At 76.4% G+C, this 12,496-nt stretch carries 15 protein-coding genes; 11 read left to right on the top strand and 4 right to left on the bottom strand.

Translation table 11 applies throughout. From position 1 onward, the window contains the following. Positions 1 to 89 precede the first annotated feature (89 nt). The 4 genes from HNR08_RS19505 (at position 90) to HNR08_RS19490 (ending at position 2,768) form a co-directional block, all read left to right on the top strand. Positions 90 to 605, top strand: a complete 516-nt coding sequence (locus HNR08_RS19505; protein ID WP_146840747.1) for an FHA domain-containing protein — start codon at positions 90 to 92, stop codon at positions 603 to 605. Next, on the top strand, positions 602 to 1,399 hold the full coding sequence (gene ftsR, locus HNR08_RS19500; protein WP_371862418.1) for a transcriptional regulator FtsR: 798 nt from the start codon (positions 602 to 604) through the stop codon (positions 1,397 to 1,399). The genes HNR08_RS19505 and ftsR overlap by 4 nt, the downstream gene beginning before the upstream one ends. Positions 1,400 to 1,479: 80 nt before the next feature. Then, on the top strand, positions 1,480 to 2,016 hold the full coding sequence (locus tag HNR08_RS19495) for a bifunctional nuclease family protein (protein ID WP_246803215.1): 537 nt from the start codon (positions 1,480 to 1,482) through the stop codon (positions 2,014 to 2,016). Positions 2,017 to 2,183: 167 nt separating this feature from the next. Then, on the top strand, positions 2,184 to 2,768 hold the full coding sequence (locus HNR08_RS19490; RefSeq protein ID WP_146840746.1) for a MerR family transcriptional regulator: 585 nt from the start codon (positions 2,184 to 2,186) through the stop codon (positions 2,766 to 2,768). A gap of 38 nt (positions 2,769 to 2,806) precedes the next feature. On the opposite strand, the gene HNR08_RS19485 is transcribed toward HNR08_RS19490, so the two are convergent. Continuing rightward, on the bottom strand, positions 2,807 to 3,577 hold the full coding sequence (locus HNR08_RS19485; protein ID WP_168431192.1) for an AAA family ATPase: 771 nt from the start codon (positions 3,575 to 3,577) through the stop codon (positions 2,807 to 2,809). Between the two features lie 109 nt (positions 3,578 to 3,686). Between HNR08_RS19485 and HNR08_RS19480 the strand changes: the two genes are divergently transcribed. Then, positions 3,687 to 5,015: a chloride channel protein gene (locus HNR08_RS19480; protein WP_146840786.1), complete on the top strand. Its 1,329-nt coding sequence runs from the start codon at positions 3,687 to 3,689 to the stop codon at positions 5,013 to 5,015. A gap of 45 nt (positions 5,016 to 5,060) precedes the next feature. Continuing rightward, positions 5,061 to 5,720 carry an MBL fold metallo-hydrolase gene (locus HNR08_RS19475; RefSeq protein WP_146840785.1) on the top strand — a complete coding sequence of 220 codons (660 nt, stop codon included), beginning with the start codon at positions 5,061 to 5,063 and terminating at the stop codon, positions 5,718 to 5,720. On the opposite strand, the gene HNR08_RS19470 is transcribed toward HNR08_RS19475, so the two are convergent. Further along, a complete protein-coding gene (locus HNR08_RS19470; protein ID WP_146840784.1) occupies positions 5,710 to 6,939 on the bottom strand; it encodes an endo-1,4-beta-xylanase in 1,230 nt (409 codons plus the stop codon). The two genes, HNR08_RS19475 and HNR08_RS19470, sit on opposite strands and share 11 nt — an antisense overlap. 42 nt (positions 6,940 to 6,981) lie before the next feature. Further along, positions 6,982 to 7,986 (bottom strand): LacI family DNA-binding transcriptional regulator, encoded by a 1,005-nt coding sequence (locus HNR08_RS19465; RefSeq protein ID WP_146840783.1) that lies wholly within the window; start codon positions 7,984 to 7,986, stop codon positions 6,982 to 6,984. Positions 7,987 to 8,063: 77 nt separating this feature from the next. On the opposite strand from HNR08_RS19465, the gene HNR08_RS19460 reads away from it, so the two are divergent. From HNR08_RS19460 to HNR08_RS19450, 3 genes are all read left to right on the top strand, one after another. Continuing rightward, positions 8,064 to 8,750, top strand: coding sequence for a polysaccharide deacetylase family protein (locus HNR08_RS19460; RefSeq protein WP_246803219.1), 687 nt, complete (start codon positions 8,064 to 8,066; stop codon positions 8,748 to 8,750). Positions 8,751 to 8,830: 80 nt separating this feature from the next. After that, positions 8,831 to 9,370, top strand: coding sequence for an SRPBCC family protein (locus tag HNR08_RS19455; protein WP_146840781.1), 540 nt, complete (start codon positions 8,831 to 8,833; stop codon positions 9,368 to 9,370). Continuing rightward, complete coding sequence (locus HNR08_RS19450) at positions 9,367 to 10,542, top strand: zinc-dependent alcohol dehydrogenase (RefSeq protein ID WP_146840780.1); 1,176 nt, start codon at positions 9,367 to 9,369, stop codon at positions 10,540 to 10,542. Before HNR08_RS19455 ends, HNR08_RS19450 begins: the two co-directional genes overlap by 4 nt. On the opposite strand, the gene HNR08_RS19445 is transcribed toward HNR08_RS19450, so the two are convergent. After that, positions 10,532 to 10,687 (bottom strand): hypothetical protein, encoded by a 156-nt coding sequence (locus tag HNR08_RS19445; protein ID WP_168431187.1) that lies wholly within the window; start codon positions 10,685 to 10,687, stop codon positions 10,532 to 10,534. The two genes, HNR08_RS19450 and HNR08_RS19445, sit on opposite strands and share 11 nt — an antisense overlap. A 154-nt stretch (positions 10,688 to 10,841) precedes the next feature. Here HNR08_RS19445 and HNR08_RS19440 point away from each other — a divergent pair, with 154 nt between their 5' ends. Further along, positions 10,842 to 12,020, top strand: coding sequence for an AI-2E family transporter (locus HNR08_RS19440; protein WP_420867778.1), 1,179 nt, complete (start codon positions 10,842 to 10,844; stop codon positions 12,018 to 12,020). A 71-nt stretch (positions 12,021 to 12,091) separates the two neighbouring features. Beyond that, a complete protein-coding gene (locus tag HNR08_RS19435) occupies positions 12,092 to 12,427 on the top strand; it encodes a cupin domain-containing protein (protein ID WP_146839965.1) in 336 nt (111 codons plus the stop codon). Positions 12,428 to 12,496: the final 69 nt, after the last annotated feature.

The following is a 12,496-nucleotide window of genomic DNA, read 5'->3' as shown; positions in this document are numbered from 1 at the left end:
GGGCTGTGCTCACCGGGCCCGGGACCTTTAGGCTGTCGGGGACCCCGGTGCAGGTCGGGGCAGGTGTTGCAGCAGGTCTGGAGGCTGGCATGAGCGACGAGCAGCAGGTGCCGGGTGGCGCGACGCCCCCGACGGCGCCGGACGGGGCGACGGCGCCCGCCACCCCCGACACGACGATCAGCTTCGGGTCGCTCGGCGGGCTCGACCTCGAGTCCGCCGGGCCGGTCGGGCTCACCGCGGAGCAGGCCGCGGCCGTCCAGGCGCTGCCGCGCACGTCGGCGCTCCTCGTGATGCAGCGCGGCCCGAGCTCGGGCGCCCGGTTCCTGCTCGACGCCGAGCGCACGGTCGCGGGCCGCAGCCCGAACGCCGACATCTTCCTGGACGACGTGACGGTGTCCCGCAAGCACGCGGAGTTCGTCCGGGAGCTCGACGACTTCGTCGTGCGGGACGTCGGCTCGCTCAACGGCACGTACGTGAACCGGGAGCGGATCGACTCCGCGGTGCTCCGCGCCGGCGACGAGGTGCAGATCGGCAAGTTCCGCATGACGTTCCACCCGAGCCCCGCGGCCCGGCCGGGCGGCCAGCCGGCCGGTCCCGCGCAGTGAGCCCGGCGCGCCCCGCCCGCCGTCCCGAGCCCGCGCCGGTCCCGGCGGACCGCCCCGAGGCGGCCGCCACGCCCGAGGAGGCCCCGGGCCCGTGGCCCCGCGGCCTGTCCCGGCAGGCGACCATGCGGATCTCGGACGTGCTCGCCGCGCTCCGGATCGAGTTCCCGGCGGTGACCAACTCCAAGCTCCGGTTCCTCGAGGAGCAGGGCCTGGTCGACCCGGTGCGGACCCCGGCGGGCTACCGGCAGTACAGCCCCGCCGACCTGGAGCGCCTGCGGTTCGTGCTGCGCGAGCAGCGGGACCGGTACGTGCCGCTCAAGGTGATCGGGGAGCGGCTCGCCGCGCTCGACGCCGGCACCGAGTCGGAACCGCTGTCGCCCGCGCTCATCGTCACGGAGGACGGCGTCCCGCGCTCCGGCCCGGCCGAGGCCCGGTACACGACCGCCGCGCTGGCCCGCGAGGCGGCGGTGGACGAGCAGATCGTCGTCGACCTGGTGCAGGCGGGCGTGCTGCGGCCGACCCCGTCCGGGCACCTGGACGCCTGGGCGAAGGACGTCGTGCTGGCCGCCGCCGCGCTGGCGGAGCACGGGATCGAGGCCCGGCACCTGCGCCCGTTCCGCAGCGCGGCCGACCGGCAGATCGACATGGTGGAGACGGTCGTGGCTCCGTGGCGCGGGCAGTCCTCGCCGTCGGCGCGCGGCCGCGCGAGCACCGTGGCGGCCGAGGTCGGGGAGCTCTGCACCCGGCTGCACACCGCCCTGGTGCGCGCGGGCGTGGCGGACCTCGCGCCGTAGCGGACCCGAGCGGACCCGAGCGGACCCGGCCCGGTCCCCGGACGGTGCGCGGACCGGCGCGCCGACGTAGCGTGGACCGCATGCACGAGGACGACCTGGTCGAGCTCGAGGTCCTCGGCGTACGCCGGCACCCCGGCGACGACGAGCTCGTGGTGCTGCTCCTCGAGCCGGTGGGGGAGCTGATCGTCCCCATCGCGATCGGGCCGACGGAGGCCGGGGCGATCGCGACCGCGCAGGCCGGGGTGGTGCCGCCGCGCCCGATGACGCACGACCTGCTCCGCGACGTGCTGGCGTCCCTGGACGTGCGCGTGCGGCAGGTGGAGATCACCGAGCTGGTCGGCGGCGTGTTCCACGCGGCGCTGGTGCTGGGGGACGGGCCGACCCGGGTGGACGCGCGCGCGTCCGACGCGATCGCGCTGGCGGTGCGGGTGGGCTGCCCGGTGCTGTGCGCGACGGACGTGCTGGCCGAGGTGGGGGTCGAGGCCACGCCGGCGACGCCCGAGGACGAGGAGGCCGACGGCAGCCCCGAGGAGCAGGTCGCGCAGTTCCGGGAGTTCCTCGACCACGTGTCGCCGGACGACTTCGAGCGCGGTGAGCCGGGGGGCCGGTCGCCCTAGGTTCAACCTCAGGTGGAGGGTGAGACACGCCGTGCGCGACACGCCGGGAACCGCGGGCGGCGCGGTCGTTGACCGCCCCCCGCACCGGCCCTAGCGTTGCACCCAGAACAGCACCGATCCGCGACCGCCGCACCGGCGGGTACGGACGCGACGAGCGGAGGACCCCCGTGACCGGCACCGAGCAGACCGCCGAGGCGGCAGGCGGCGTCCCCCAGCGTGCGCAGGGCCTGCTGTTCGGCGACGACCTGCCGGACCTCGACGTCACGACCGGCTACCGCGGGCCGACGGCCTGCCGCGCGGCCGGCATCACGTACCGCCAGCTCGACTACTGGGCCCGCACCGGCCTGGTCGAGCCGTCCGTGCGCCCCGCGACCGGCTCCGGCACCCAGCGGCTGTACTCGTTCCGCGACATCCTCGTGCTCAAGGTCGTCAAGCGCCTGCTCGACACCGGCGTCTCGCTCCAGCAGATCCGCGCGGCCGTCGGCCACCTGCGCGAGCGTGGCGTCGACGACCTCGCGCAGATCACGCTGATGTCGGACGGCGCGAGCGTCTACGAGTGCACCTCCGCCGACGAGGTCATCGACCTCGTGCAGGGCGGCCAGGGCGTGTTCGGCATCGCGGTCGGGCGCGTCTGGCGCGAGGTCGAGGGCACGCTCGCGGAGCTGCCGACCGAGCGCGCGGAGGACGAGTCCCCGGTGGCGCACGCGCACGACGAGCTCGCCGCGCGCCGCGCCGCCCGCAACGCGGGCTGACTCAGCCGAGCCGCCGAGGCGTCCGGGCCCCGCCGGGCTCAGGTCCGCGGCGCCCGCAGCGCGCGGTCCAGCAGCTCGTCGAACGCACCCGCGAGCTCGCGCGCCCCCGGCCCGGGCCAGGCGTGCACCGGCTGTGCGGCGCCCTGCGCCTGCTGGAGGGCGGCGCGCTCGGGCACGAACGGCGTGAGGACCAGCGGCCCGTACAGCCCCCGCAGCTCCTCGAGCCGGAACGCCTGCTCCACCGACCGGGCCTTCACCCGGTTCACGACGACCCCGAGCGGCTGCAGCTGGCCCGCCGGTCCGCGCCGCAGGTCGTCGATCGTCCGCATGGCCCGCCCGACGGCGGTGACGGAGAACAGCCCAGGCTCGGTGACGACCACAGCCCGGTCGCAGGCGGTCAGCCCGGTCCGGGTCAGGCCGCCGAGCGAGGGCGGGCAGTCCACCAGCACGAGGTCGTAGTCGTGCACCCAGGCGAGCGCGAACCGCAGGCGGTCGACATCCGCGGCCTGGCCGTCGTAGGCGTCGTGCCGGGAGGACGCCGCCGAGCCGACCAGCACGTCCAGGCCCGCCTCGGCCCACGCGCTCGGCGCGGTGGCGGCGGCGAGGGACTCGGCCGACGGGGAGTCCAGCACCGCGGCGACGTCGGCCTCTGCCGGCGCCGTGGCCAGCGCGAGCGTGCTGTCGCCCTGCGGGTCCAGGTCCACCACGAGGGTGCGCAGCCCGCGCTCGAGCGCCGCCGAGGCGAGCCCGAGCGTCACCGAGGTCTTCCCCACGCCGCCCTTGAGCGAGCACACTCCCAGCACCAGCACGAGCCACACGGTAGCCCGCCACCAGCGCCGACGCGGAATCCGCCGGGCCCGCGGACCTCACTCCACCCGGGTGAGGCCCCCGGACGGTCGCCCCGGGCATCATCGGAGCGTGGAGGCCCCCCACCCCGTCCTCGGGGCGGACCCGTCGACGCTGCACTCCCGGGCGTACGTGCGCCTGCTGGTGCTCAGCGCCGTGCTGGGCGTGCCCGTGTCCGCCGCGGCGTGGGGGTTCCTGCACCTGGTGAGCGAGGGCACCGAGCTGGTGTACGACGACCTGCCGTCGGCACTCGGCATGGACGGCACGCCGGCCTGGTGGGGCGTGCCGTGGGTCGGGCTGGGCGGGCTGCTGGTCGGCCTGTGCATCCGGTACCTGCCGGGGCGGGGCGGGCACGTGCCGGTGAACGGGTTCTCGACCGGGGCCCCGCCCCCCGCGCCGCGGGAGATCGCCGGCGTCGCGCTCGCCGCGCTGGCCGGGCTGACGCTCGGGGCGGTCATCGGGCCGGAGGCGCCGCTCATCGCCCTCGGGGCCGGGGCGACCGCCTGGGCGGCCCGGCTGCTGCGCCGGGACCTGCCGGAGCGCGCCGTGCTGCTGCTCGGGGCCGCGGGCAGCTTCGCCGCGATCAGCCTGCTGATCGGCAACCCGCTCGTCGGCGCGTTCCTGCTCATGGAGGCGTCGGCGCTCGGCGGCGCCGCGCTCGGGCTGGTGCTGCTGCCCGGGCTGCTCGCCGCCGGCATCGGCGCGCTGGTCATGGTGGGGCTCGGGTCGGTCACCGGGCTGGGGGTGGTGGCGCTGACCATCCCGGACCTGCCGACGCCGGCGCGGCCGGACCTGGCGCAGCTCGGCTGGGCCGTCGCGATCGGGCTGGTGGCGCCGCTGCTCGGCTGGGTGATCGTCCGGGTCGGGCGGGCCGTCGCGGGCCGGGCCGCGGTCCGGCCGGTCGCGGTGGCGGTCGTGGTCGGCCTGGCGGTCGGCGCGCTCGCGTGGCTGTACGCGGGGACGACCGGCCACGACGTGTCCGAGGTGCTGCTCTCCGGGCAGGAGGCGCTGGGGCCGCTGCTGCTGTCCGCGGATGACCACACGGTCGGCGCCCTGCTGCTGCTCCTGCTCTGCAAGGGCGCGGGCTACGGGCTGTCCCTCGGGGCGCTGCGCGGCGGGCCGGTGTTCCCGGCGATGTTCCTCGGCGCCGCCGGCGGCCTCGCGCTCTCCCACCTGCCGGGCCTGCCGGCGCTCGCCGGGGCGGCCATGGGCATCGGGGCGATGTCGGTCGTCATGCTGCGGCTGCCGCTGACGTCCGTGCTGCTGGCGACGCTGCTCCTCGGGTCCGGTCTGACGCTCATGCCGCTGGTGATCGTCGCGGTGGTCGTCGCGCACGTCGGGACCGCGTGGCTGCGCCGCGGGTCGGAGCAGCCCGCGCCGGCCCCCGCGGCGCCGGCCTGACCGGCCCGGCTCGACGCGCCCCCGGCCGCGCACGATGCTGAGGGCATGAGCACCACGATCACCCACTGGGGCCACGCCTGCGTCCGCCTCGAGCGCGACGGTCGCCGCCTGGTCCTCGACCCCGGCGCCTTCGGCGACCCCGCCGTCCTGGACGACGCCGACGCGGTCCTGGTCACCCACGAGCACATCGACCACGTCGACCCGGCGCGGCTGGTCGCGGCCCTCGCCGCCCGCCCGCACCTGGAGGTGTGGGCGCCCGCGGTCGTGGTCGACCTGCTGGCGGAGGCCGGCGCGCCCCGGGAACGGCTGCACGCGGCGGCCGACGGCGACGCGTTCACCGCCGCCGGGTTCGCCGTCCGGGCGCTGGGGGAGCAGCACGCGGTCGTGCACCCCGACCTGCCCGGGGCCGCGAACGTCGCCTACCTGGTGGACGACGCGGTGCTGCACCCCGGCGACTCGCTCACCCCGCCGCCCGCGGGCACGTCCGTCGACCTGCTGCTCGTGCCCGTCGCCGGGCCGTGGCTGAAGCTGTCCGAGGCCATCGACTACGTGCGGGCCGTCCGGCCGCGCGTCGCCGCGCCGGTGCACGACGCGATCCTCTCGGACCGCGGCCGGGCGCTGGCCGACCGCCTGGTCGGCGGGCTCGGCGGCGCGGGGGAGTACCGGCGGATCGTCGCCGGTGAGCCGTACACGCTCAGCCGCTGACCCGGGCGACCAGGGCGGCACCGTCCGCGGCGAGCGTCACGTCCGCCGCGCCACCGCCGGCCTCGACGCGGTAGTCCCCGAGGAACCCGTCCAGCACGATCCTGCCGCCGGCGTCGGTTCGCACCGGCGTCGGCGGCAGCCACCACGCGCCCTTCACCAGGGCGTGCAGCGCGTCGTACGCGGGCTTCGGGGTGCCGTCGGCGCGCAGCAGCCCCGCAGGCGCGCCCAGCCAGGCACCCACGTCGCCGAGGCCCCAGTAGGTCACCGCGGCGACCGCCGGGTGCTCCAGCAGGGTCGTGTAGTGCCGGACCACCTCGTCCGCCTGCCGCGCCTCGCCCTCCGGGGTGGACGGCCAGGACGGCACCTGCCAGTCGTTGAGGTCCACGATCTCGGGCGGCATGAGGTCGCCGGACAGCAGCGTCGTCTCGGTGAGGTGCAGCGGCAGGCCGAACCGCGCGAACCGGTCGAGCATCCCGCGCGTCCACTCCTCGCCCCGGTAGCCCTGGTGCATGTGGGTCTGGAGGCCGATCGCGTCGATCGCCACGCCCGCGGCCAGGCAGTCCTCGATCAGGCGCTCGTAGTCGGCGGACAGGTCGAAGTCGTTGAGCAGCAGGGTCGCGCCCGGGTCGGCGGCGCGCGCCGCCTCGAACGCCAGCCGGGCGGTCGCCACCCGGCCGTCGCGCGCCGCGAGCCGGGTCAGGCCGTTGGGCTCCTTGTCGAACACCGGCATGATGACGACCTCGTTGATCGCGTCCCACGTGCCGACGAGCCCGCGGAAGTCCGTGACGTCCCGGGTGATCCGGCCCCGGACCGCCGCGGCCACCTCGTCCTCCGGCAGGTCCCGCAGCCAGGCGGGGGCGAGCGTGTGCCAGGCGAGCGGGTGGCCCTTCACCGCGACGCCGCGGTCCGCGAGCCAGCGCGCCGCGCGCGTCAGCCGCCCGGTCGCGGGCCGGCCGCGCTCCGGCTCGAACTGCGCCCAGTAGAACGGCAGGGTCGCGACGTTGAACAGGTCGAGCCAGCGGTCCAGCTGGCCCGCGGGCGCCTCGGGCTCCTCGCCGCTCGCCACCGGCAGCACCTCGAACGCCGTGCAGCCGAAGCCGAACGCGTGCCGGGTCTGGGCGACGGTGACGTCGGCGTCCGCGAGCGGGGTGCCGTCGCGGCCGAGCACGGTCACCTCGGCGCGGGCGGCGCGGTGCGCGAGGGCGGCGGGGCGGGTCATGGCACTCCTTCGTGCGGGCGGTGCGGGGGGCTCGGATCGGGCTCAGGGGGCGGCGGGCGCGGCGGTGGTGCCGCGGCGCACGAGCGAGGTGGGCAGCCGGACGTGCGGGTCGGAGGTGTCCCCGCCGTCGAGCAGCGCGGTGAGCATCCCGATCGCCGCCGCACCGAGCGCCTGGATCGGCTGGTGCACGGTGGTCAGCGGCGGGTCGGTCTGCGCGGACTCCGGGATGTCGTCGAAGCCGATCACCGACAGGTCGCGCGGCACGGCGAGCCCGAGCTCGTGGGCCACGTCGATGGTGGCCATCGCCGAGAGGTCGTTCGCGGCGAACACCGCGGTGGGGCGGTCGTCGCGGGCCAGCAGCTCGCGGGCCGGCTCGACCGTGGACTCCTTGCGGTAGTCGCCGGCCCGGACCAGCCGCTCGTCCACGTCGACGCCCGCGGCGGCCATCGCCTGCCGGAAGCCCTGCTCGCGCAGCCGGGAGGACTCGAGGTCCGGGCGTCCGCCGACGAACGCGATCCGCCGGTGCCCGAGCCCGAGCAGGTGCTCCGTGCCGAGGACGGCGCCGCCGAGGTTGTCGGAGTCCACCGTGGGCAGGCCGGTCGGGCCGGTGTGCGGGTCGATCGCGACCACCGGCACGCCGGCGTCCGCGTCCACCACGGTCGGCGTGACCAGCACGGCGCCGTCGATCAGGGTGCCGCTGAGCCGGGACAGGTACCGGCGCTCCCACCCGGCGCCCCTGCCGTGCAGGCCGCCGGTGTAGGCGAGCAGCTCGTACCCGGTGTCGGCGAGCGCGCCGGCGGCGCCCTTGAGGATCTCCGCGGAGAACGGCTCGAACTCCGCGACGAGGATGCCGATCACGTGCGTCCGGTGCGAGCGCAGGCTGCGGGCGACGAGGCTGGACTCGTAGCCGAGGCTGTCGATGACCTCCATGACCCGGGTGGTCGTCGCCTGCGCGACGCCGTACCGGCCGTTGATCACCTTCGAGACCGTCGCCACCGACACGCCCGCGGTCCGCGCGACGTCGGTGATGGTCACTCGCTGCCCCATGACGGGGGATCCTAGCCCCTGGAAAACGGTATCGATAACGATTGACACGCCCGCCCGCGCCGCGGGAGACTGCCGCCGTGCCGCACCCCGACGACGAAGTCTGCCCGACGGCGACCCCCGGCGACAGCCCGACGGACGTGCCGGTCGAGACGGCGCGGGGCAGCGGGCGCGTCGTGGCCCTCACGTTCGACGACGGGCCCGAGCCCGGGCCGACCGACGCGTTGCTCGACGTCCTCGCCGCGGCGGGGGTCCGGGCGACGTTCTGCGTGGTCGGTGAGCGCGTCCGCGCGCCCGGCGGGGCCGCGCTGCTGCGCCGGACCGCCGCCGAGGGCCACGTGATCGCCAACCACGGCAGCAGCTACGCGGACCTGGGCGACGCGCCGTCCGCCCTGGTCCGCGCCGACCTGCTCGCCACGCTGCGGGACATCCGCGAGGCGCTCGGCGACGACGCCGCCCCCGTGCCGTACTACCGGCCCGCGAACGGCTCGTGGGGCTGCACGGCGCGCGTCGCCGCCGACCTCGGGATGCAGCCGCTCGGCCTGGGCACCGTCATCGGGGACTGGCTCACCCAGGACGCGCCGGTGCTCGCCGCCCGGCTGCGCGCAGCCGTCCGGCCCGGGGCCGTCGTCCTCGCCCACGATGGCGGCGGCGACCGGTGGGGCACGGTCGCGGCGGTCCGCGAGGTGCTGCCCGGGCTGGTCGCCGACGGCTGGCGGTTCGTGCCGCCGGCCGCCCCGGGTGCGGGCGCGCCGGCCCCGACCTAGCGTCGAGGGTCCGAGGCCGGTCCGGGCGTGCAGCACCTCGCGCCGGGCGCCGCCGGCCCCGCCACCCCCGGGAGTGCGCGATGGAGCTGCACGCGACCACGACCGTCCGGCGTCCGCCGGGCGACGTCTACGACTTCTGGCACCGGTTCGCCGACCTGCCGACGTTCATGAGCCACCTCGACGAGGTGACGGTGCTGCCGGACGGCGGCACGCGCTGGCGGGCCACCGCGCCCTTCGGCCGCACCGTCGAGTGGGAGGCCGACACCACCGCCGACGTGCCCGGCGAGCGCATCGCCTGGGCGTCCCGGAAGGGCTCCGCCGTCGGCACCGAGGGGGACGTGCGGTTCGTCCCCGCCCCGGGCGACCAGGGCACCGAGATCCGCGTCCGGATGGCCTACACCGTCCCGGGCGGCCCGCTCGGCGAGGCCGTCGCGCGGTTCTTCGGCGAGTCCCCGCACCAGGCGCTCGACGACGACCTGCGCCGGGCCAAGCAGGTGCTCGAGACCGGCGAGGTCGTGCGGTCCGACGGCGCGCCCGGCGGCAAGCGGGCCCGCCAGGAGTTCCCGCAGCACGCCGCGCAGCCGCTGACGGCCGAGGAGCGGGCGGAGGCGCTGGCATGAGGGCCGTCACGTGGACGGGGCGGAACTCCGTCGAGGTCGCCGACGTGCCGGACCCCGGCATCCTCAACGCGCGGGACGCGATCGTGCGGGTCACCTCCACCGCGGTGTGCGGGTCGGACCTGCACCTCGTGGACGGCTACGTGCCCACCATGCAGAAGGGCGACGTCCTCGGGCACGAGTTCATGGGCGAGGTCGTCGAGGTCGGCCCCGGGGTCGCGCCGGACCGGCTGCGCGTGGGCGACCGGGTCGTCGTCCCGTTCCCGATCGCCTGCGGGGCGTGCACCGCGTGCGTGCGGGGGCTGTGGTCGTGCTGCGAGAACTCCAACCCGAACGCCGGCGCGTCCGAGAAGATGTTCGGGCACCCGGTCTCCGGGATCTTCGGGTACTCGCACCTCACCGGCGGGTTCGCCGGCGGCCAGGCGCAGTACGTCCGCGTCCCGTTCGCCGACGTGGGCCCGCTGCGCGTCCCGCCCGGCCTCACCGACGAGCAGGTCCTGTTCCTGTCGGACATCCTGCCCACCGGCTACATGGGTGCCGAGATGTGCGACATCCAGCCCGGGCAGGTCGTCGCCGTCTGGGGCGGCGGGCCGGTCGGCCAGTTCGCCGCCGACTCCGCCCGCCTGCTCGGGGCCGAGCGCGTCGTCGTCATCGAGCCCGAGGGCTACCGGCGCGCGCACGCCGAGGCCGCCGGGCACGAGACGCTCGACCCGTCCGACCTCGACATCCGCTCGGCGCTGCTCGAGCTCACGGGCGGCCGGGGCCCGGACGCGTGCGTCGACGCCGTCGGCATGGAGGCGACGCACGGCGCCCTGCACGTCGAGGCCTACGACCGGGCCAAGCAGGCGGTCCGGTCCGAGACCGAGCGCCCGCACGCTCTGCGGCAGGCGATCCTGTCCTGCCGGAGCGGCGGCGTCGTCTCGGTGATCGGGGTCTACGGAGGGCTCCTCGACAAGTTCCCCGCCGGGGCCTGGATGAACCGCTCGCTCACGCTGCGGACCGGGCAGTGCCACGTGCACCGCTACCTCGAGCCGCTGCTCGGGCACATCGAGCGCGGCGCGCTCGACCCCGCCCGGATCATCACGCACCGCCTGCCGCTCGAGGAGGCGGCGCACGGCTACGAGATCTTCAAGACCAAGCAGGACGACTGCGAGAAGGTCGTGCTCACGCCCTGAGGGAGCGGTCCGTCCCCGGGTCCAGCGCGATCCGCAGCGCCGCGTCCAGCGGCAGCCGGGTGCGCACCCGCCGCCGGCGCGCGAGCACCTCCGCGCGCCGGCGGGCGCGGGCGTCGGTGAGCCGGGGGTCGCTGGTCTGGGCCATGGCACCCAGCCTGCCGCGCCACCCCGGGGACGGCATCGGCCCCGGGGTGGAGACCGGGGTACGCCGAACGGTGGACGTCCCCGGTCGCGGACCGTCCCGGGGGCCCGTAGCGTCCCAGGACGGCCAGGGCCGGCACGGCACGAGCGGAGGGCGGATGCGGATGTTCGGACGACGACGGGGGCCCGGGCCGGGGGCGCCCGCGCCGCGGACGGTGGTCGCGCCGCCCCGGGTGCGGACCGGGCCGACGGTCGCGAGCCTGTGGGCGGACGGCTTCGGCCGGATCGGCACCCGCTCGGTGCAGCTGCTCGCGCTCATCGCGGTGGTCGCCGTCGTCGCCTTCGGCATCACCCGGCTGACGCTCGTCGTCATCCCCGTGCTCATCGCTCTCGTGCTCGCCGCCGCCATGCACCCGCTCGTCTCCTGGCTGCGGCGGCGCGGGTTCCCGTCGATGCTCGCGACCTGGGTGGCCCTGGTCCTCGTGGTGGCCGTGCTCGCCGGGGTGCTGTGGGCCGTCGTGCGGGCCGTCGTCGACCAGTGGGACGAGCTCGCCGACCAGGCCGTCGAGGGCTTCGGCCAGCTGCAGGACGGGCTGACGGCGCTGCCGGTGCAGATCTCCGAGGAGCAGCTCGCCGACGCCCGGGAGACGGTCACCGGGTTCCTCACGTCGTCGTCGTTCGGGGCGAGCGCCGCCGCGGGGTTCTCGGCCACCGCGAACTTCCTCACCGGCTTCTTCCTCATGGTCGTGGTGCTGTTCTTCTTCCTCAAGGACGGGCCGAAGATCTGGGAGTTCCTGCTCCGGCCCTTCGAGGGCGAGCACTACGCCCGCGCCAAGCGGGTCGGCGACCGCACCGTGACCACGCTCGGCGGCTACGTGCGCGGCACGGCGATCGTGGCCGCGGTGGACGCGATCGGCATCGGGATCGGCCTCGCCGTCGTCGGGGTCCCGCTGGCGATCCCGCTGTCCGTGCTGGTGTTCCTGCTGGCGTTCATCCCGCTGGTCGGGGCCACGCTCGCCGGCATCCTCGCCGCGCTGGTCACGCTCGTCGCGAACGGCTGGGTGGACGCGCTGATCGTCGTGGCGATCGTCGTCGCGGTGAACCAGCTCGAGGGCGACCTGCTCCAGCCCGTCGTCATGGGCCGCTCGCTGCGCCTGCACCCGCTCGTCATCCTGGTCGCGCTGACCGTCGGCACGGTGCTCGCCGGCATCACCGGCGCCGTCCTGGCCGTGCCGATCGCCGCGTCCATCTGGGGTGCCGTCCAGGTGTGGAACGGCGAGGACGAACCCGCGCGGCCCGCGAAGCAGAAACGCCCCGAGACCGTGGCCGGGCGGTAGCGCCGCCCGCCGGGTCCCCGCGTGCCAGAGTGGACCCACCTCAGCCGCCGACGACGACGGAAGGACGCCGCATGGACACCCACCAGCTCGCCCAGGACCAGATCGCGCTCGCCCACGAGGACCCGCACGGCCGGTCCGCCCAGCTCGTGGTGCACGACGGGCCGCTGCGGCAGACCGTCATCGCGCTGACCAAGGGCACCCGGCTCGCGGACCACAACTCGCCGCCCGCGGGGAGCATCCTCGTCCTGCGCGGCACCGTGGGGGTCTCCACGGCCGACCGCGTGGACACCCTGCCGGCCGGCTACCTCGTGACCCTCACCCACGACCGGCACGGGGTGGAGGCCCTGAGCGACGCGGCGATCCTGCTGACCACGGTCACGGGCACCGGGGAGCCCTCGCACGGCTGACCCGTGCGGGTCCCGTGCGCGGTCGACGAACCCGCGCCACGAGGGCGATCCAACCGGGGTGCGTGGTCA

It is taken from the genome of Cellulomonas hominis (assembly GCF_014201095.1).
In the GTDB taxonomy this organism is placed as follows: domain Bacteria; phylum Actinomycetota; class Actinomycetes; order Actinomycetales; family Cellulomonadaceae; genus Cellulomonas; species Cellulomonas hominis.
Note: the sequence above shows the minus strand (reverse complement) of the source record. Positions and strands in the feature narration are given on the sequence as shown.

Coding starts and splice junctions, on each gene's coding strand:
- HNR08_RS19505 (WP_146840747.1), top strand. CDS start 90: ATGAGCGACGAGCAGCAGGTGCCGGGTGGCGCGACGCCCCCGACGGCG.
- HNR08_RS19495 (WP_246803215.1), top strand. CDS start 1,480: ATGCACGAGGACGACCTGGTCGAGCTCGAGGTCCTCGGCGTACGCCGG.
- HNR08_RS19475 (WP_146840785.1), top strand. CDS start 5,061: ATGAGCACCACGATCACCCACTGGGGCCACGCCTGCGTCCGCCTCGAG.
- HNR08_RS19470 (WP_146840784.1), bottom strand. CDS start 6,939: ATGACCCGCCCCGCCGCCCTCGCGCACCGCGCCGCCCGCGCCGAGGTG.
- HNR08_RS19465 (WP_146840783.1), bottom strand. CDS start 7,986: ATGGGGCAGCGAGTGACCATCACCGACGTCGCGCGGACCGCGGGCGTG.
- HNR08_RS19455 (WP_146840781.1), top strand. CDS start 8,831: ATGGAGCTGCACGCGACCACGACCGTCCGGCGTCCGCCGGGCGACGTC.
- HNR08_RS19450 (WP_146840780.1), top strand. CDS start 9,367: ATGAGGGCCGTCACGTGGACGGGGCGGAACTCCGTCGAGGTCGCCGAC.
- HNR08_RS19445 (WP_168431187.1), bottom strand. CDS start 10,687: ATGGCCCAGACCAGCGACCCCCGGCTCACCGACGCCCGCGCCCGCCGG.
- HNR08_RS19440 (WP_420867778.1), top strand. CDS start 10,842: ATGCGGATGTTCGGACGACGACGGGGGCCCGGGCCGGGGGCGCCCGCG.
- HNR08_RS19435 (WP_146839965.1), top strand. CDS start 12,092: ATGGACACCCACCAGCTCGCCCAGGACCAGATCGCGCTCGCCCACGAG.